18 protein-coding genes are annotated in these 17,766 nt (G+C 69.8%); 6 read left to right on the forward strand and 12 right to left on the reverse strand.

Going from position 1 to position 17,766, the window contains the following annotated elements:
- Nucleotides 1-46: 46 nt before the first annotated feature.
- The 3 genes from RPIT_RS09495 to RPIT_RS09505 are packed head-to-tail and all read right to left on the reverse strand — an operon-like array spanning nucleotide 47 to nucleotide 4,500.
- Nucleotides 47-1,285: a DUF5719 family protein gene (locus RPIT_RS09495; protein ID WP_077342641.1), complete on the reverse strand. Its 1,239-nt coding sequence runs from the start codon at nucleotides 1,283-1,285 to the stop codon at nucleotides 47-49.
- Complete coding sequence (locus RPIT_RS09500) at nucleotides 1,285-4,236, reverse strand: glycosyltransferase family 2 protein (RefSeq protein WP_077342643.1); 2,952 nt, start codon at nucleotides 4,234-4,236, stop codon at nucleotides 1,285-1,287. The genes RPIT_RS09495 and RPIT_RS09500 overlap by 1 nt, the downstream gene beginning before the upstream one ends.
- 9 nt (nucleotides 4,237-4,245) lie before the next feature.
- Complete coding sequence (locus RPIT_RS09505) at nucleotides 4,246-4,500, reverse strand: WhiB family transcriptional regulator (RefSeq protein ID WP_077342645.1); 255 nt, start codon at nucleotides 4,498-4,500, stop codon at nucleotides 4,246-4,248.
- 201 nt (nucleotides 4,501-4,701) lie between these two features.
- Here RPIT_RS09505 and RPIT_RS09510 point away from each other — a divergent pair, with 201 nt between their 5' ends.
- Entirely contained in the window at nucleotides 4,702-5,733 is a 1,032-nt protein-coding gene (locus RPIT_RS09510) for an NAD(P)H-binding protein (RefSeq protein ID WP_218121550.1), read from the forward strand.
- 132 nt (nucleotides 5,734-5,865) lie between these two features.
- Here the strand turns inward: RPIT_RS09510 and RPIT_RS09515 are convergent, their stop codons facing one another.
- Nucleotides 5,866-6,945, reverse strand: a complete 1,080-nt coding sequence (locus RPIT_RS09515) for a mannose-1-phosphate guanylyltransferase (RefSeq protein WP_077342648.1) — start codon at nucleotides 6,943-6,945, stop codon at nucleotides 5,866-5,868.
- A gap of 56 nt (nucleotides 6,946-7,001) precedes the next feature.
- On the opposite strand from RPIT_RS09515, the gene RPIT_RS09520 reads away from it, so the two are divergent.
- The gene (locus RPIT_RS09520) at nucleotides 7,002-7,649 is read left to right on the forward strand and encodes a TIGR03089 family protein (protein WP_077342650.1); all 648 of its coding nucleotides are present in this window, start codon (nucleotides 7,002-7,004) and stop codon (nucleotides 7,647-7,649) included.
- Nucleotides 7,650-7,653: 4 nt separating this feature from the next.
- On the opposite strand, the gene RPIT_RS15380 is transcribed toward RPIT_RS09520, so the two are convergent.
- From RPIT_RS15380 to RPIT_RS09530, 3 genes are all read right to left on the reverse strand, one after another.
- Nucleotides 7,654-7,827: a hypothetical protein gene (locus RPIT_RS15380; RefSeq protein WP_169835153.1), complete on the reverse strand. Its 174-nt coding sequence runs from the start codon at nucleotides 7,825-7,827 to the stop codon at nucleotides 7,654-7,656.
- 84 nt (nucleotides 7,828-7,911) lie between these two features.
- On the reverse strand, nucleotides 7,912-8,895 hold the full coding sequence (locus RPIT_RS09525) for a glycosyltransferase family 2 protein (RefSeq protein WP_077342652.1): 984 nt from the start codon (nucleotides 8,893-8,895) through the stop codon (nucleotides 7,912-7,914).
- Between the two features lie 35 nt (nucleotides 8,896-8,930).
- Complete coding sequence (locus RPIT_RS09530; RefSeq protein WP_143028198.1) at nucleotides 8,931-10,424, reverse strand: LCP family protein; 1,494 nt, start codon at nucleotides 10,422-10,424, stop codon at nucleotides 8,931-8,933.
- 363 nt (nucleotides 10,425-10,787) lie between these two features.
- On the opposite strand from RPIT_RS09530, the gene RPIT_RS09535 reads away from it, so the two are divergent.
- On the forward strand, nucleotides 10,788-11,726 hold the full coding sequence (locus RPIT_RS09535; RefSeq protein WP_226996248.1) for an LCP family protein: 939 nt from the start codon (nucleotides 10,788-10,790) through the stop codon (nucleotides 11,724-11,726).
- A 310-nt stretch (nucleotides 11,727-12,036) separates the two neighbouring features.
- Here the strand turns inward: RPIT_RS09535 and purE are convergent, their stop codons facing one another.
- From purE to RPIT_RS15760, 5 genes are all read right to left on the reverse strand, one after another.
- Nucleotides 12,037-12,537 (reverse strand): 5-(carboxyamino)imidazole ribonucleotide mutase, encoded by a 501-nt coding sequence (purE, locus tag RPIT_RS09540; RefSeq protein WP_077342658.1) that lies wholly within the window; start codon nucleotides 12,535-12,537, stop codon nucleotides 12,037-12,039.
- The gene (locus RPIT_RS09545) at nucleotides 12,530-13,639 is read right to left on the reverse strand and encodes a 5-(carboxyamino)imidazole ribonucleotide synthase (protein WP_237267872.1); all 1,110 of its coding nucleotides are present in this window, start codon (nucleotides 13,637-13,639) and stop codon (nucleotides 12,530-12,532) included. The genes purE and RPIT_RS09545 overlap by 8 nt, the downstream gene beginning before the upstream one ends.
- Before the next feature lie 351 nt (nucleotides 13,640-13,990).
- Nucleotides 13,991-14,488, reverse strand: coding sequence for a PH domain-containing protein (locus RPIT_RS09550; RefSeq protein WP_077342662.1), 498 nt, complete (start codon nucleotides 14,486-14,488; stop codon nucleotides 13,991-13,993).
- Nucleotides 14,489-14,506: 18 nt separating this feature from the next.
- Complete coding sequence (locus RPIT_RS15755; protein ID WP_226996249.1) at nucleotides 14,507-14,860, reverse strand: biotin--[acetyl-CoA-carboxylase] ligase; 354 nt, start codon at nucleotides 14,858-14,860, stop codon at nucleotides 14,507-14,509.
- Nucleotides 14,830-15,294, reverse strand: a complete 465-nt coding sequence (locus RPIT_RS15760) for a biotin--[acetyl-CoA-carboxylase] ligase (protein WP_226996250.1) — start codon at nucleotides 15,292-15,294, stop codon at nucleotides 14,830-14,832. Before RPIT_RS15760 ends, RPIT_RS15755 begins: the two co-directional genes overlap by 31 nt.
- Nucleotides 15,295-15,365: 71 nt before the next feature.
- On the opposite strand from RPIT_RS15760, the gene RPIT_RS09560 reads away from it, so the two are divergent.
- From RPIT_RS09560 to RPIT_RS09570, 3 genes are read left to right on the forward strand one after another with little or no spacing between them, the layout of a single operon-like run.
- A complete protein-coding gene (locus RPIT_RS09560; RefSeq protein WP_077342664.1) occupies nucleotides 15,366-16,940 on the forward strand; it encodes an acyl-CoA carboxylase subunit beta in 1,575 nt (524 codons plus the stop codon).
- Nucleotides 16,937-17,152, forward strand: a complete 216-nt coding sequence (locus tag RPIT_RS09565) for an acyl-CoA carboxylase epsilon subunit (RefSeq protein ID WP_077342666.1) — start codon at nucleotides 16,937-16,939, stop codon at nucleotides 17,150-17,152. Before RPIT_RS09560 ends, RPIT_RS09565 begins: the two co-directional genes overlap by 4 nt.
- Nucleotides 17,149-17,754 (forward strand): Maf family protein, encoded by a 606-nt coding sequence (locus RPIT_RS09570; RefSeq protein ID WP_077344289.1) that lies wholly within the window; start codon nucleotides 17,149-17,151, stop codon nucleotides 17,752-17,754. Before RPIT_RS09565 ends, RPIT_RS09570 begins: the two co-directional genes overlap by 4 nt.
- Nucleotides 17,755-17,766 lie beyond the last annotated feature (12 nt).

Consider the following 17,766-nt stretch of genomic DNA (forward strand, 5'->3'; position numbering starts at 1 on the left):
CCTTCTGCGCGTTGGCGTTTCCGCCTGCGTGAGGGGAGGCGGGTGCTCAGCGCAGCGTCGGGTCGAGGCGCGCAGGCACCCCTCGGACCGCCGCATCCACCGAGTCCGCGGCCGGCACCACGACCGTGCCCGCCTCCGTGGCCGAGACGGCGGCTGCCACGACAGGGCTGTCGGCCGAGAGGTCGACCTCCAGCTGACCGCCCTCCGGCAGCGGCACCGCGACGGTGAGCCCCGCGTCAACGGTGAGCTGCTGATCCGCGCCACCCACGGAGACGTCGACGGTGGCCTCGCCGTCGCCGGGATTGCTGACCACGAGGGCACTGCCGCCGGGCGCGTTGAGGCTGAGTTCGCTCGACGCGACCCCGCCGGTCAGAGTGGCCGGAGACCCGGCGCCGACCCCCGCCACGACGGACACCCCGACGGCCTGGTCCGCAGCGATCTGCAGCGCCGCCGCTTCCCCGGCGAGCGCGTCGCCGAGATCGATCGCCATCGTCGACCTGGGTGCAACGGAGATCCCCGTGGCCGACGCCGGCTCGAACGAGGCGCTGGCGCCGAGGGCTTCGACCGACACCTCGACTCTGTTCTCGTGCGGATTACTCACCAGGAGCTGCACCGCCGTCGCCCCGGCGGGAATGCCACCCACGACGTGCTCGGTGGACGGATCGGACGGTGGGGTGAACCGGGTCGGCCGACCTTCGACGGCCGCGCCGATCAGAGCCACGCGACCCTGACTGGCGCGGAAGGCGACCCCGACAGGGCCGTCGGGAGCGAGGACGGACAGCGCGACCCGTCGCGTGCTCCCCGGCGCCAGCGCGATGCCTCGGGCCCCGACCGCGACCACCTCGCCGTCGGCGCCGAGGAGGGTGAGATCCACCGTCGCTTCGTTGCCGTCCGCGTTGGCCAGGATCAGCTCGGTTGAGGCCGGGTCAGCCACCACGACCATCCCCGAGGTGACGGCCGGTTGGCAGGGCGCGTAGGAGCGCTGCTCCTGCTCCACGAGCACACCCGCGGCCAGGCGCCGCTCGGCGCGGAGCACGACCGGTTCGTCGATGGTCAGCTCGCCGCCCTCAGCTGATTCCGCGTTTCCCGACAGGCCCCGGACTTCCACGTTTGCGACGTCGCGAACCAGCACCCTGCCGGCGACGAGGCACACCACCCGCGACGTCTGTGGCAGGTCGACGGCCACGGGCGGGGTCTGCCGGGCCGGTGACAGCAGCGCGAGCAGGGCGGCCACCGCAACGACGGCGAGCAGGGCGGCGAGGGACAGCGCGGTTCGGCGGATCATCAGTACCCCCGTCGCGCAGCCGTCGAGCTACCCATGGACGGCGACGCCAGTAGGGCCAGCGCTACCAGCACCGCCACATGCCACGTGAACCGACCCCAGCGCGGTTCCGGGACCAACTCCAGTTCGCCGGATCTCTCCCCCAGCTCGAAGGTCAGGCGCTCGGCCCCCTCCACCGCGTCGAGGCTCGTTCCGTCGAGGCGGGCCACCCAGCGGGCATCGCCCGGTTCGGCCACCTCCAGCAGGCGCCCCTCGGCTCCCGGACCGACGACGTCGGCCAGTACCGGCTCACGGTCTGCGCCGTCGACGACGTACGCGCGCGAGACCAGCCCGACCACCGTGTACACGACGCTGCGCTCGTCCGCGGCCGCGCTGGTGATGCCGCCGGCGTTGTCGAGAGCGGCACGCTGGTCGGGCCCGAAGCCGCTCAGCCAGAGGTGCGACACCCCCAGCCGCCGAAGATCGTCGGCCAGGGTGTCCGGCACGCTCCCACTGACGATGGACTGGGCGACGACGTAGAGGTCGTCGGCGAACGGCCCCGCGGGGTGCCGCTCGCCCGAGCCCCACTGCGGCTGCCGCTGGTCCACCACGTTCCAGGACACCTCGTCGTCATCGCCCAGCTCGATCAGCAGCACGCGGGTGTCGCGTGCCGACCCGACGACGTCGCGCACGTACCCCGGCAAGGAGGAGGCGCTGCGCTGCACCGGACCGGAGAACCCCCACACAGCCCAGACGCTCACCGCCACCAGCGACGCCGCAGCGAGGGCCGCGACGAGGCGTCGTCCCGCGCCTCCCCGCACCGCCGCGACGACGGGGGCCAACAGCGCTGCCACGACCAGCAGCGCCCAGGGCGACAGCAACGGGCGAGCGGCGCCGGGGCCGATCGGGACGACGAACCGGGACAGCAGCGTGCCCACCAGGAGCGGGACCGCGATCGCGAGTACCGCGGTCAGCCACCTGTCCCGGCCGAGACGGGCCAACCCCGCGGCCGCGAGTAACCCGAGCGTCACGAAGAAGAGCGCGTTGGCCCACACAGGCAGCCCCGACGGGAGGATACGGCCGAGCGCCACGGCGTAGGAGGCCGGCGGATAGTCGGGCCACGCGAGCGGATCGGCGCCGGTCAGCCACCGGCCGGGATCGGCGATCAGCCGGGGCAGCCAGGGGCCGAGGAAGAGCCAGGGCGGGAGGATCGCCACGGCGGCGGACAGCACCCGGTTGTGCCGGTCACGCACCGCCCAGAACGCACCCAGAAGGGTGGCCAGCATCAGGGCCGCCGGCCAGAACGCGGTGCAAACGATCAACCAGAAGGCCGCGCCGGCGGGTGCCCTCAGCCGTTCGGCCCCTGCGGAGCGGTCCCGGGCCACCGAGATCAGTGAGCGCGCCAGCAGTGGCCCGGCCACGGCCAGGATCATTCCCGACACGTCGCCTGCAGTGACCAGCCCCAGCACGATGGTGGCACCCGCCCATGCGGCCGCCACCGCCGCAGCGGCGGTCGCATCCACGTCCAACCGGCGCAGCAGTGACAGCGCAGAGCCGCCGGCAAGGAGCGGGGCCAGCAGCAGGGCGAGGACGCTGAACCATCCCGGATTGCCGAGCGTGGTCAGGGGCGCGGCCGCGGTGAGGAGAAGCCAGGGGGCGTCCCCGCTCAGGTACGCCTGCCAGGCACCGCCCCACGAGTCAGGTGCGGGCAGAAGTCCTCCTCCGGCCACCTCGCCGAATCCCAGCAGACCGCGCCCGGCAAGCGCGCCCGCCAGCAGAAGCACAACGACGAGGATGGCGACCGGGGAGACCCGTCGGCGGCGCAGGTGCCCCGCGAAGTCGTCGCCGGTCAGCTCGTCGATCGACGTGTCCGCCTCGCGATCGGTGAGGTCCCGGTAGCGGTCCGCCAGACCAGCGCCGAAGCGGTCGACGGCGTCGCGCACCGTCCAGAACCGGCTCGGCAGCAGGTCGTCGGGGGTGAGGTCCTCGGGCGGCATCCGCGATGCCAGCGCCGCGGTGATGTCACCGCTGCGCCGGTACCGGCGCCAGGCGCGCAGCTCAGCCGCGGCATGGGACGGCGACTTGCCGAGTAGAAACCCCGCCGCTCGCGCCCAGGAGCCCAGGGCCAGCGCGGGTCCCGACGCACCCCTGGAACCGGCCACGCGCAGTGCCGCCAGCCGGTCCACCTCGTGGGGGTGCCGATCCTGCGGACGCTCGCCGGTTCGTCCAGCGCGACGGTGGGTCAATGCGGCTGCGGGCCAACTCAGCACCCGGAAGCCGACTGCGTTGACGCGCCAGCAGAAATCGACCCCGTCTCGATGTCGGCCCACCTCAGGGGCGAGGCCACCGACTTCGCGCCACGCCTCTCCCCTCACCAGCAGGCCGGCGGTGGACGCGCCGAGGACGTCTCGCGGTTCGGTTTGCTGCTGATCGATCTCGCCCTCCTCGACCAGCGGCACGCGACGTCCTCCCGGGGTGATGGCCTGGCCGATCTCGGAGATGGTTTCCGGATAGTTTCGCCGTCTCGGTTCAAGGAGTTTCGGGACCACGACGTCGGCGCGTCGGGCTCCGTCCAGCAGGCGGGCGAGCGTGTCGCGACGGGGGGCGGAGTCGTCGTGGAGCAACCAGATCCAGGCTGGCTCGCTGTCGGCCAGTGCGGCCTCGACCGCCTCGCCGAACGTGGCCTCGCGGTCGGCGATCAGCACATCGTCGAGCACCCCCTCGGCGCGGGCCCGCTCCAGCAGCTCCCGCGAGCCATCAGTGGAGCCCGTGTCGACGGCCACGAGTCGGCCGGGGCGGGGGTCGAGTCCAGCGAGCGAGAGAAGTTGGCGGGGCAGCCATTCGCCGGCGTTGTGCACCACCATCACAGCGACGACGTCGGACGGTGGTATCTCGGGCGCGTCGGGAGACGGTTCGTCCTGGTCGATCCAGGACCAGAGGTCATCGATGGGCCCGCGCTGCGGTTCCTCGGTCACACGTGGAGGCTACACCGCAGCGCGCTTGAGCTTGCGCCGCTCACGCTCGGAGAGCCCGCCCCAGATGCCGAAGCGCTCGTCGTGGGCCAGCGCGTACTCAAGGCATTCGGTGCGTACCGTGCAGCTCAGGCAGACCCGCTTTGCTTCGCGGGTCGATCCCCCTTTTTCGGGGAAGAACGCCTCAGGATCGGTCTGGGCGCACAGGGCCTCGGCCTGCCACGCGAAAGCGCCGTCATCGTCCAACAAGTCGAACATCTCGTCCATGCGCCCTCCTCTCCTTTGCACCGAATTACACACGAGTGATTTTGATCGGTCAAGCGGAATCCGAAAGTCGGTCAGCGCCGCGCACCGACTCCTCGCCCGAACCTCGTGCGGGGAGACCCGCGGATTGACGGGTTCACCGGGCTCCGGTGGACGCCTACAGTAGCGTTCCAGGCATCACACAAGCTGCGGAGGGCGGACGACGTGAAGATTCTGGTGACGGGGGCGACGGGCTACGTCGGTAGCAGGCTGGTACCGCTGCTGGTGGAGCGTGGACACACCGTGCGAACGACGGCGAGCAGCCCCGACCGGGAGCAGCCGTGGTGGGGCGATCGGGTCGACACGGTCGTCATGGACGTCCTGGACGCCGACCAGGTCCTGGCAGCCTGCGAAGGGGTGGACGCCGTCTACTACCTCATTCACGGCATGGGCAAGGACGACTTCGAGGAGACCGACCGCCAGGCTGCCACCAATGTGGCCGACGCCGTCCGCGCCAGGGGCGTACAGCGCGTCGTTTATCTCTCCGGAATCGTGCCACCCGTCGACGACGACGAACTCTCCGAGCACATCCGCTCCCGCCGTGAGGTCGAGCGGATCCTGATCGATAGCCCCGCCACCGTCGTCGCGTTGCGCGCCGCCGTCATCCTGGGCAGCGGCTCCACCTCCTTCGAGATCATCCGGCAGGTCAGCGAGCGGATGCCCGTGCACACCATCCCGACGTGGATGGACTCGATGGTGCAGCCCATCGCCGTGGTGGATGTCCTCGAGGCGCTGGTCGGAGCGCTCGACTACGAGGGCCAGTCGCGTCACTTCGACGTCGGCGGCCCGGACCAGTTGCGCTACGCCCAACTGCTGGACGCCTACACGTCCGAGGCAGGCCTCGAGCGCCCCCAGGTGGACGTGCCGCTGCTGCCGACGGCGCTCGTCGGCACGTTGGTCGGCAGCCTCACCGACGTGCCCAGGCCGACCGTCGAGGCGCTGGTGGAAAGTCTGCAACACGACATGGTCTCGGCCGACAACGACTTCCGCGAGGCGCTGCTTCCCCCCGGCCACCGGCTGGTCACCCTCGAGGAGGCGCTTCGGCGCTCCCTGGCCGCCCGTTCCGGAAGCCCCCAAGAGGCGGACCCCATGGGCCCCCTGCCCCAGGACCCCGTCTGGGCCAGCGGCGGCGACGACCGCCCCGTCGCGGCCAAGGTGGTCGACGCGGTGACCGACCTGCTACCCGACGCTCCCTGATCTCTGCGCTGCCGGCGCGGTTGAGAGTTGAGCAAGTGAGATGGGTCGCGGAAGCGAAACATCGTTATCCCGGCGTGTCGCTGCGTTGACCCATCTCATTTGCTCAACGATTCCCTGCGGAGGGAAGCCAGCTCAGGCGAACTCTGGACCCGCCTCCGTGCGAACCAGATCGACGAGTTGGCGCACGCGCTCGGCGTCGTCCAGGTTCGCGACCATCGTCGCGTGCGGCGTTGCCACGACGAGGCAGTCGGTCAACCCGAGAGTCGCCACGACATGGTCGGGGCCGACGGCATTGACCACAACGCAGCCTCGCGAATCGAGGCTGACCGTCCGCCCGTCCACCGCGTTGCCGCCCGCGTCGCGGGACAGCAGCTCAGCCAGGGAGACGAACCCGCCGACATCGCGCCAGTCGATCGCCAGCCCCACGCTGACCACTTCCGCGTCGGTGCGGCCCTGCGAGACGGGCTCCATGACGGCGTAGTCGACAGAGATTTTCTGCAAAGTGGGGAACAGCTCGTCTAGTCGATCCGGGCGCGCGACGATCTCGCGCACCGTCTGCGCCGTGGCCGGCAGGAGCTGGTCCAACTGTCCGAGGAGCGTGGCGGCCCGCCAGACGAACATCCCTGCGTTCCACCAGTACTCGCCGCTGTCCAGGTAGCGCTGGGCCACGTCCCGCTCCGGCTTCTCCTTGAACTCGGCCACGTGGTAGACCCCGTCGAAGCCGGTGAGCAGCTCCGCGCGGTGCAGGTACCCGTAGCCGGTGTGCGCGCTGGTGGGCACCACCCCGAGCGTCACGAGCGCTGAGGGCCGCTGCTCCGCGACCTCGAAGGCGAGCGTCAGGCTCCGCTGGAACTCGTCGACCGGGCTGATGACCTGATCGGCGGTCACCATCGCCACCACCGCGTCGGGGTCCCGATCGGCGACGACGGCCGCGGACCAGGCCACCGCGTTGAGGGAATCGCGTCCCTCGGGCTCGCCGAGGATGTTCACCGGTGACAGTTCCGGCAGCTGGTCGGCCACGTCGTCGGCGTAGGCACGCCCGGTACACACGAGGATCCGATCGGGCGGAACGAGCCCGTCGAGGCGCTCGAACGCCAACCGGAGCAGGGACTTCCCCTCGAACAACCCGAGCAACTGCTTGGGGCGGCCCTGCCGCGACAGGGGCCACAACCGCGTGCCCGACCCCCCGGCCATGATGACGACGTAACGCATGACCCGAACGCTACCGAACGGACGGCTCCTCCGGCTCCGCAGTTAGGATCGTGCGCGTGATCAGCGAACTACAGCGACGCCTCGCCAGCCACGGCGCACAGCCCTTCCTCACCTACTACGACGCGGCAGACGGCTCCCGGATCGAACTGTCGGCTGTCACATTCGCCAACTGGGTGGACAAGACCGCCAACCTCATCGCCGATCTGGGGCACGAGGACGGCGACCCCATCGACGTCGCCCTGGCCGAGTCCAACCCGGGACACTGGGTCACGCTCGTGTGGATCGCTGCAGCCTGGCAGCGGGGTTGCCCCGTCCACCCCGGGGTCAGCGGAGCCGATCTGCTGGTCGTCGGGCCGGGCGACGCGCGTCGCGCGCCGGACACCGTCGCCTGCTCGCTCCATCCCCTTGGGATAGGGTTCCCCACCCCACCGGCGGGGGCTCTCGACTACCGCGAGGTGTTCGCGCAGCCCGACGTGCACGACGTGTCCCCGCTCGGCACCGCGACGGGGTGGGCGGGCCAGCTGGCGCCGCGTGTTGAACCGCGCGACGACAGGCTTCTCCTCGCCGATCCGCCCGCCGCGTGGTCCACGGTCGCCGACGCGCTCGTGGCCCCCGCGATGGGGACCGGGTCGACCGTCATCGCGGTGGGCTACGACGACGAAGGGCTGGCCCGGCTCGCCGAGGCCGAGAAGGCCCGGCTATAACGCCTCACTCGACGGGGTCGGCGGGGTCCTCGCCCTCAGCGGGCTCCTGGGAGTGTTCCCGGACGTCGGGCGCCACCTTGCGGTCCTTGCGGGGGCCTTCTGCGGCTTCCTGCGCGTGGATGCGCTCCTCGTCACCCTCCTGGCCCTGATCTGCGGGGTCGACTCTGGGTTCGCTCATGTTGTGCCTCCTGCGTTGGTGGCCGCTCGTGCGGCTATCCCCAGTGTGGCAAGGAACCGCGCTGGCCGTGGGAGCCCGGGGCAATCAGGCGTCGCGGGGCAACCCTCGGATGAAGCCCGCCCCCCACGCCACGTGCATGACCGCGAGAACGAAGGGCAGACGCAGCCTCGCGGCAGCGCGCAGCCCCGGAATGACGGTGGTGGCGGCGCCGAGAAAGGCCAGGTAGACCAGCGGTGCCACGAAGAGTGAAGTGAGGAGCCGGCTGCGCAGCAGCAGGCCCAGCACCCCACCGGTGACTCCGGTGCCGATACCCAGGACCGTGAGCGGGGGCGCCAGATACCGCAGGGAGAGCGTGTCGGGGTGCCGCGAGACCACCTCGCGCCGCCACTGGCCGGTGGTGAAGAACTGCTTCGCAAGGGCGCGGAAGCTGTCGCGCGGGCGGTAGACCACGCGCAGGTCAGGTGAGAAGTAGACGAGGTGACCCGCCTGACGGAGCCGGTAGTTGAGTTCCCAGTCCTGCGCGCGGTGCAGACTCTCGTCGAACCCACCGATCTCCATGAGCACGGCCTTGCGGAAGACGCCCAGGAAGACTGTGTCGGCGGGGCCGGCCGGGGTGTCGGCGAGGTGGAAACCACCCCCGCCGAGACCGAGCTTCGAGTTGTACGCCGCCGCGATCGCCTCCGACAACGGGCTGGTCCCCTGCGCGTCCATGAGGCCGCCGACGTTGGCGGCCCCCGTCCGTTCGAGGAGCCGCACGGCCGTGGCGATGTAGTCCTCGCTGAGCTCGCCGTGGCCGTCGACACGCACGACGATGTCGTGGCAGGAGGCGGCGACTGCGATGTTGAGCCCGGCCGGGGTGTACCCGCTGGGGTTGTCCAGCACCACGACCCGCCGGTCCGCGGCCGCCAGCTCGTCCGCGATGTCCCGGGTGCGATCGTCGCTCGGTGCCACCGCGACGAGGATCTCCAGCTCCCCCGGATACCCCTGGTCGAGCACCCGGCGCACGGCGGCCCGGAGGTGGCGCTCCTCGTTGCGGACCGGCATGACGACGCTGACACCAGGATTCATGGTGCGCACCTTATCCGCGGAGCGCTCTTCCCCGCTCATCCGGCGCTGCAGACCTCGGCGAGATCGGCGGTCTCGGTGAAGGGCTCGCCGCTGGCCGACGGCTGGGCGGCCGCCGGAGCGTCGCTCTGGCTCACGGCCGAGGAGGCGGTCGCTGCCGGGCGCTCGGAAGCGGCGACGGTCGACGTCGTGGGGACGGTCGCCGGGGAAGCGGACGCCGACGGAGCGGATCGCCTGTCATCCAGCCGCTCGGACTCGGCGATCTTGGCCGCGACGGTCGAGCGGATCAGGTCGAAGTCCGGGTCTGCGGCCACGATGAGCGGGGGCGTGAAGTTCACCGAGGCCAGCTTCAGATCCTTCGCCTTCAGGGCGAGCTCAGCCAACTCCATCACGTGCCCGGTCCCGACGTCGGTGCGCACGAGGTTCGCCCCTGCCTCGGAGAGCTCGACGAACTTCATCGCCACTGTGGTGGGGTTCAACTGATTGACCATGGCCGCCATGACGCACTTCTGGCGCACCATCCGCTCGTAGTCGCTCGACTCCGCCCGGGATCGCGCGAACCACAGCGCGTGGTACCCGTCGAGGAGTCGGTTCTCACCGGGTTCGATGTAGCCGGAGATCCGTGTGCTCACCCCTCCGATGGGGACCGGCTTGCCGATGTCGAGCCTGATCCCGCCCATGGCGTCGATCAGCTCGGTGAAGCCGGCCATGTCGACCATCGCGTAGTAGTTGAGCTCGATCCCGAGCGTCTCCTCGATCGCCTCCTTGAGCGCGGCCAGCCCGGGATCGCGCGCGTCGTAGAGGTCGCCCTGGTCCTGCCCCAGCGTGTAGATGCCGTTGAGCATGCAGGCACCGCCGTCGCAGACGTAGCCCTCGGGGTACAGGTCCCTGAGCGGGGAGTCCTTCGGGAACCTCACACGTTCCAGGTTTCGCGGCAGCCCGAACAGGACTGTGCGACCGGTTCGGGCGTCGATCGACGCGACGTTGATCGAATCCGGGCGCAGTCCCTCCCGATGTTCGGCCGAGTCAGCGCCGAGCAGGAGCACGTTATAGCGGCCGGCCTTCTGATCCCTCTCCCCCCCGCCGGGAAGGACCGTGCCGAGGTTCTCGACTGCAACCAGCGCGTTCGCGACAGCGGAACTGAACGCGCCCACCGCCAGCACCAAGAGGATCGTGGTGATCGTAAGCCAGAGCCGGGGCCGTCTGGGCATGGTCAACGGCCGGGCCAACCGCCAGGAGTCCATCAACAGCAGCAGCCAGCCCACGAAGAGTGCCCACAGCGCGATCCTCAGGGCGAACGTGACCGAGGGCGTGAGGAGCAGGCCGACGGTGAATCCCCGAACCAGCCAGAGGCCGAGCCCGACGAGGACCACCAGCGCCGCTGCCGCGCCGTAGACCCGGCCGGCCAGCCGGCCCACGCCGCGGTTGCCCGCGAAGCTCTGCACCGATCCGGGCAACAGCGCCGACATCAGCACGAAGCCGAAGGCTCGCCGCTTGTGTAGCTGCTGGGCGGAGGGGGTGGGGGAAGGCACAGTCAGGGCTCCTGGGAGGGAAAATTGCGGTACCAGTCTCGCCCCAGCCCCCCTGAGCTCCGGGCACGCCACGCCGTCGGCGGTCGGGTTGGCCGCGGGTACGCTGGCTCCCGACGAGGAGGACATGTGCCCAAACGTGACGATGACCTGGAGTGGCTCTATCGGCAGGACCAGCCTGACGAGACCGCGGTGCTGCGCCCTGACGAGGCGGAGCGGCTTCGCTCCCAGGGCGAGTACCCGGCACACGACACACGTCCCGGCAGCCCGCCGCCCCAGGGCAGGCGTCGCGGGTCGGCGGCACCCACACCCCCCACCCCTCCACCTGCCCCGCCAGCTCGCGGCAGGCGTCGACGGCGCCACCCGATGCGCCGATTCGTCCTCACTCTCCTCGCCCTCTGGCTGGTGTTCCTCATCGGGACACCCCTGTACGCGTGGATCGCCGCCACGCGGGTCGAGGCCGCCCCCACCGGGGACCGCCCCGGCGACCAGCCGGGCTCCACGGTGTTGCTCGTCGGTTCGGACGGCCGTGATGACCTGACCGCGGAAGAACGCAACCGCCTCGGTACGGGGTCGGCTGAGGGTCGGCGCACGGACACGATGATGCTCGTGCACACCCCGTCAGAGGGCCCAGCCGTCCTGCTCAGCCTCCCGCGAGACTCCTACGTGTCGATCCCTGGGTATGGCAGCAACAAGCTCAACGCGGCCTATGCCTTCGGTGGCGCACCGCTGCTGGTGGAGACCATCGAGAGCAACACCGGCGTCCGTATCGACGGCTACCTGGAGATCGGGATGCTCGGGCTGGTCAACGTCGTCGACGCAGTCGGCGGCATTGAGGTGTGCCCGACGTTCGACATCGACGACCGCGACTCACACCTGACGCTGGCCGAGGGCTGCCAGACCGTCGACGGCGTCACCGCGCTCGGCTACGCCCGGATGCGGAAGTCCGACCCCGACGGGGATCTCGGCCGCGTCGCCAGGCAGCGCGAGGTGATCGCATCTGTGGTCAGGAAGACGGCCACCCCGCTCAGCATCCTCAACCCCGTCACCTACTGGCGCCTCAACATGGCCGCCTCCGACTCGCTCGCGCGGGGTGAGGACACCGGGTTGGTGGAGATGGCGCAGGTCGGGCGCGCCTTCGTGGGCGTGATGACGGGCTCGGGCCTCAGCCTCACGGTCCCGGTGGCGAACGCCGACGCCTCCACCGACGCCGGCTCAGCGGTCCTGTGGGCCGAGGACGCCAGCGCCGACCTCTTCGGAGCCATCGCGTCGGGCGACACCACGACGCTGGAGTCGTTGCGCTGAGCCCGTCCGTCGAAGGGCGGTCCCTGAGCAGTGACGAGCGCTCTGCGCGAGGAACGTCCGTCGAAGGGCGGTCCCTGAGCAGGGCCGGCGAGCGCAGCGAGCAGCCCATCCGTCGAAGGGTGGTCCCTGAGCAGCTCGCGAGGGACGAGCGAGCGTCCGTCGAAGGGTAACGGCCCCGATCCCATCCGCCGCCCCCGACCACAGGGCGGCGACCACAGCCCAGGCCGTAACCCTTCGACAAGCTCAGGGAACGAGGACGACAAGCTCAGGGAACGAGGACCGACAAGCTCAGCGAACGAGGACGACAAGCTCAGGGAGCCAGGGCGTCGCGCACGACCGCACCCTTGGCGTGCGCCGCGTCCCGCAGGGACTCCTGGAATTCAAGCATGCGCTGCGTCAGCCGCTCGTCACCAGCGGCGAGCATCCGCACGGCCAGCAGCCCCGCGTTCCGGGCGTTGCCGATCGCGACGGTAGCCACCGGTACGCCGGCCGGCATCTGCACGATGGAGAGCAGCGAGTCCATCCCGTCGAGATACTTCAGCGGGACGGGCACACCGATGACGGGCAATGGCGTCAGCGCCGCCAGCATTCCTGGCAGGTGAGCCGCGCCTCCAGCACCGGCGATGATCACCCGGATCCCCCGCGTGTGCGCCTGTCTGCCGAACGTCACCATGTCCTCCGGCATCCGGTGCGCCGACACGACGTCGGCCTCGAACGGGACACCGAACTCCGCGAGAGCATCGCCGGCGGCCGACATTGTGGGCCAGTCGGAATCCGAACCCATCACGATCGAGACGAGCGGCTCAGGCATCGGGATCTCCCATCAGGTAGCCGGCGGCGTGGTGCGCGCGTCGACGGACGTCGTCCAGGTCCGTGCCGAGGCACGTGACGTGCCCGACCTTACGCCCGGCACGCACTTCCTTCCCATAGAGGTGGACGCGCACTTCCCTATCGCGGGCGAAGACGTGGGTCAGCGCCCCGGTGAGGTCCGGCTCGACGCCGCCCAGCACGTTGCGCATGACCGCGACGCCGTCGCGAAGCTCGGGCGAGCCAAGCGGCAGGTCGAGGACGGCGCGGATGTGGTTCTCGAACTGGCTCGTGCGCGCCCCGTCGATGGTCCAGTGCCCGGTGTTGTGGGGGCGCATCGCAAGCTCGTTGACGACGATGCGTCCGTCCCACGCTTCCATGAGTTCGACGGCCAGCACGCCGACGACGCCCAGCTCAGCGGCGATCCGGATCGCCATCTCCTGCAGGCCCGCGGCTGCGTCGCCATCGAGCCCCGAAGCGGGGGTGACCGTCTCCACACAGATCCCGTCCTCCTGCACTGATTCGCTGACGGGGTACGCCACCACCTGACCCGACGCGGACCGCACGACGAGCGCCGAGAGCTCACGCGTGAAGTCGATGTATTCCTCCGCCACGATGCGCACCCGCTCCCCCGCCGACGTCTCGGCGAGTCCCGCGAACGGGACGCGAGCGTCATCAGGACCGTCCAGCTTCCACACACCTTTGCCGTCGTACCCGCCGCGGGAGGTCTTGGCGATGATGGGCCACCCCTGCGCCTCCCCGAAGGCGACCAGTTCGTCCAACGTCTCGCATACCGCGAACGTTGGGCAGGCGACGCCCAGCTCCTGCATCCGCTGCCGCATGAGCGCCTTGTCCTGCGCGAACACCAGAGCGTCCGGGCCGGGGCGTACCGCCACGACCTGCTCCAACTCGCGCAGATGCCTGGTCGGGACGTGCTCGTGGTCGAAGGTCAGCGCGTCGGCGCCCTCGACGAGCAGTTTGAGGGTGTCGAGGTCGTGGTAGTCGCCGACGATGGAGTCGGGGATGACCTGCGCCGCGGAGACCCCGGGCGCCTCCGCCAGCAGACGAACATCGATGCCCAAGGCTATGGCCGCCTGGTGCATCATGCGGGCGAGCTGCCCGCCCCCGGCGATGGACACTGTGTACCGTCGAGTCACCGGGGCAGCATATCCCGCCCCTTCGTCCCAGTGCGCACAGCGCTCAGCCGCAAGCGACGATCCCTGAGCTTGTCGACATGATCCCTGAGCTTGTCGACGTGATCCCTGAGCTTGTCGAAGGGTAACGACCCCGATCCCTACCGCCGCCCCCGACCACAGGGCGGCAGCACAGTCGCGGCCGTAACCCTTCGACGGACGGGCTGCTCGCAGAGCGAGCTGGCCCTGCTCAGGGAGCGATCGCTACGGGCGGGCTGCTCGCAGAGCGAGCCGGCCCTGCTCAGGGACCACCGCGAACGGAGGTCAGTCGTCGTAGCCGTCGTCGCCCGCGAAGAGCAGATCAGCGATGGTGCGGTGAACTTTCTCCACACCGGGCACGTCGGGCAACATCAACGGCTGCCCTGCGGCGGTCTCCAGAACCAGCGTCCCGCAGCCCAGCATCCGGTCGGTCAGCGACTTCTCGTAGTTGACGTTGTTGATGCGGCGCAGCGGAAGGTCGTGGCCGACCTTGTTCAGAATGCCCTTGCGGGTGATGATCCGCCGGTCGGTCACCGTGTATGTGGAGGTCCGCCAGCGCAGGAAAGGCACGAGCACCAACCAGACGACCAGGAGTGCGAACACACCGATGGCCACGTAGGTCGCGATCGGTTGCCAGGCCGGCGGAGCGAGCGCGATGGCGATTCCCAACGCGGATCCGAGAACAATGAGCAGGAGCGCCGGCCCCACGAGAGCTTTGGCGTGCGTCCGCACGGTCAGGATGACCTGCTCACCGTTGCCCAACTGGTCCTTATTCACCGGCATGGCAACAGTGTGGCACGCTCACCGCCCGAGCTTGGCGTGTACCACGTCACCAACCGCGAACGTCTCGATCCCGCCTGCCGTGGCCACCTGCAGCCGACCGAACTCGTCGACCCCGCGCCCGGTGCCCTCGACGCGGTGGCGCGGGTCGACCTGAATCGTCAGAGGCGCTCCCACCGACGCGCAGCGCGCCTCGTACTCGCCGCGCAGCGATCCCGAGATCTGCCACCGCCGGTACAGCTCAGCGAAGTGGTCGAGCACTGAGGCGGCCAGTACGCTCTGGTCCGTCGGCATGCCCTCGATCAGGAGCGAGGTGGCCTCGGGCACGGGAAGCTCTGCCTGAGTCAACGCAACGTTGATGCCGATGCCGACCACAGCCCGGGCTCCGTCGGGGTGCTCAACGCGTTCAGACAGGATGCCGCAGACCTTCCTCCCCCGATGAGCACGTCGTTGGGCCACTTCAAGGTGACGGACCCGGCCGACGACGCGACATCGCTGAGAGCGGCGGCTACCGCCATTCCTGCCAGAAGCGAAAGCCAGCCCCACTGCGGAAAGGCAGGGGTGGGACGCAGCAGGAGCGACATCGATACCGACGATCCCGCGGGGCTCACCCACTGGCGGTCGAGGCGTCCCCTCCCGGCCGTCTGCTCACTGGCGATGAGCACCGCGCCCTCCGGAGCCCCGCTCCTGGCGCGCTCAGCGAGGTCGGCGTTGGTGGAACCGGTCGTGGGCACCACCTCGAGGGGGCCCCACATGGACGCTCGCAGGAGGTCGCGGATGCGTCGCGCGTCGGGCAGATCGGGGCTCACCCCGACATGCTAGTCGCTCGGGATCTGAGCAATGTCATTGAGCGAACCGGGTGGGCGATAGGGTGACAATCATGGAGATCGACATCCACACCACTGCCGGTCGGATCGCCAATCTCGGAGTGCGCATCGATGAAGCCGTGCACGCCGGTTCGACCGAAGCAGTTGAGAAGCAGCATGCCAAGGGGAAGATGACTGCGCGCGAGCGCATCATGGCTCTCCTTGATGAGGGCTCGTTCGCCGAGTTCGACCAGTTTTCCAGGCACCGCACCTCCGCCTTCGGGATGGACGCAAAGCGCCCATTCGGCGACGGGGTGATCACGGGCACCGGGTCCATCCACGGCCGGCCGGTGTGCATCTTCAGCCAGGACGTCACCATCTTCGGCGGCGCTCTCGGCCAGGTCTACGGCGAGAAGATCGTCAAGATCCAGGACTTCGCCCTCAAGACGGGGGTGCCGCTCATCGGCATCAACGAAGGCGGCGGCGCGCGCATCCAGGAGGGTGTCGTGTCGCTCGCGCTGTACGGCGAGATCTTCAAGCGCAACACCGTCGCGTCCGGCGTCATCCCGCAGATCTCACTCATCATGGGCGCTGCGGCGGGCGGTCACGTCTACGGACCCGCCCTGACCGACTTCGTCGTCATGGTGGACAAGACATCGCAGATGTTCATCACCGGGCCGGAGGTCATCAAGACCGTCACCGGTGAGGACGTCTCCATGGAGGAACTGGGCGGCGCACGGACCCACAACACCAAGTCGGGCAACGCCCACTACCTCGCCGCGGATGAGAACGACGCGATCGAGTACGTCCGCGAGCTGCTCACCTACCTGCCCCAGAACAACCTCGAAGATCCTCCGGTGTTCGACGACGACCAGGTGGATCTCACGATCACCGACCACGACCGCGAACTGGACGCGCTGATCCCCGACGCGGCCAACCAGCCGTACGACATGCGCGAGGTCATCCGCAACGTGCTCGACGACGACGAGTTCCTCGAGGTCATGCCGCTGTTCGCGGGATCGATCATCGTGGGCTTCGGCCGCATCGAGGGGCGCTCCATCGGCATCGTCGCCAACCAGCCGACCGTGTTCGCCGGCTGCCTCGATATCGACTCCGCGGAGAAGGGCGCGCGCTTCGTGCGCACGTGCGACGCGTTCAACATCCCCGTGCTCACGTTCGTCGACGTACCCGGCTTCCTGCCGGGCGTCGGCCAGGAGCACAACGGCGTCATCCGCCGAGGCGCGAAGCTCATCTACGCCTACGCGGAAGCGACCGTGCCTCTGCTGACCGTCATCACGCGGAAGGCCTACGGCGGCGCATACGTCGTCATGGGGTCGAAGCATCTCGGCGCCGACATCAACTTCGCATGGCCCACGGCCCAGATAGCCGTCATGGGTGCCCAGGGAGCGGTCAACATCCTCTACCGGAAGCAACTCGCCGGAGCTGAGAACCCCGACGAGGAGCGCGCGCGGCTCATCCAGGAGTACGACGACGAGCTCACCAACCCGTACGTGGCGGCGGATCGCGGATACATCGACCAGGTCATCTACCCGCACGAGACACGCGCCCAGGTGATCCGGGCGCTGCGCCTGCTGCGCACCAAGCGCGAGGTCCTTCCCCCGAAGAAGCACGGGAACATCCCCCTATGAGCGAGCAGCCGGCTCTCCAGATCACTGGCGCGACACTCACGGAGGAGGAGGCGGCGGCCGTGGTCGCCGTCCTCACCGCCGCCTCCCGGGGCGAGACGCTGCGCTCAGCCGATGACCGGCCGATCGCCGGCGGTTGGGGTTCGTACTACCGGACCGTTCGCTCGCACCTGGTCACCGGCAGGGACGCCTGGCGCACCTTCCACCGTCTCTGACGATGCGGCTCATCCTGGCGTCCAAGTCCCCCGCGCGGCTGTTCGTCCTGAAACGTGCGGGGCTCCACCCCGAGGTCATCGTCTCGGGCTTCGACGAGCACCAGATCCGGGATCCGTCGCCGACCAGCCTGGCAATGCGCCTGGCCGAGGGCAAAGGCACCGCTGTCCTCAACGCCCAGGACGGTGAATTCGTGCTGCTCGCGTGCGACTCGGTCCTCGAGTTCGAGGGCCGAGCGCACGGCAAGCCTGGCACCGCGGAGCGCGCAGTGGAGCGCTGGAAGAGGATGCGGGGACGCAGCGGCATCCTCCACACCGGGCACTTCGTCGCAGTCCGGCGCGACGGAGCGCTCCAGACGCAGCTGCGTGTCGGCTCCACCGAGGTCGACTTCGCCGATCTGTCCGACGAAGAGATCGAGGCCTACGCGGCCACCGGCGAGCCCCAGCGCGTCGCGGGGGGGTTCACGATCGATGGTCGCGGCGGCGCTTTCGTCACCGCCGTGCACGGCGACCCGTACAACGTGATCGGGGTGTCACTCCCGCTGTTTCGCCAGATGGTCATCGACGCCGGCGTCGCCTGGCAGTCACTGTGGGCAGGCCCGTAGGCCAGCGACCCG

Source organism: Tessaracoccus flavus, assembly GCF_001997295.1.
Lineage (GTDB): Bacteria > Actinomycetota > Actinomycetes > Propionibacteriales > Propionibacteriaceae > Arachnia > Arachnia flava.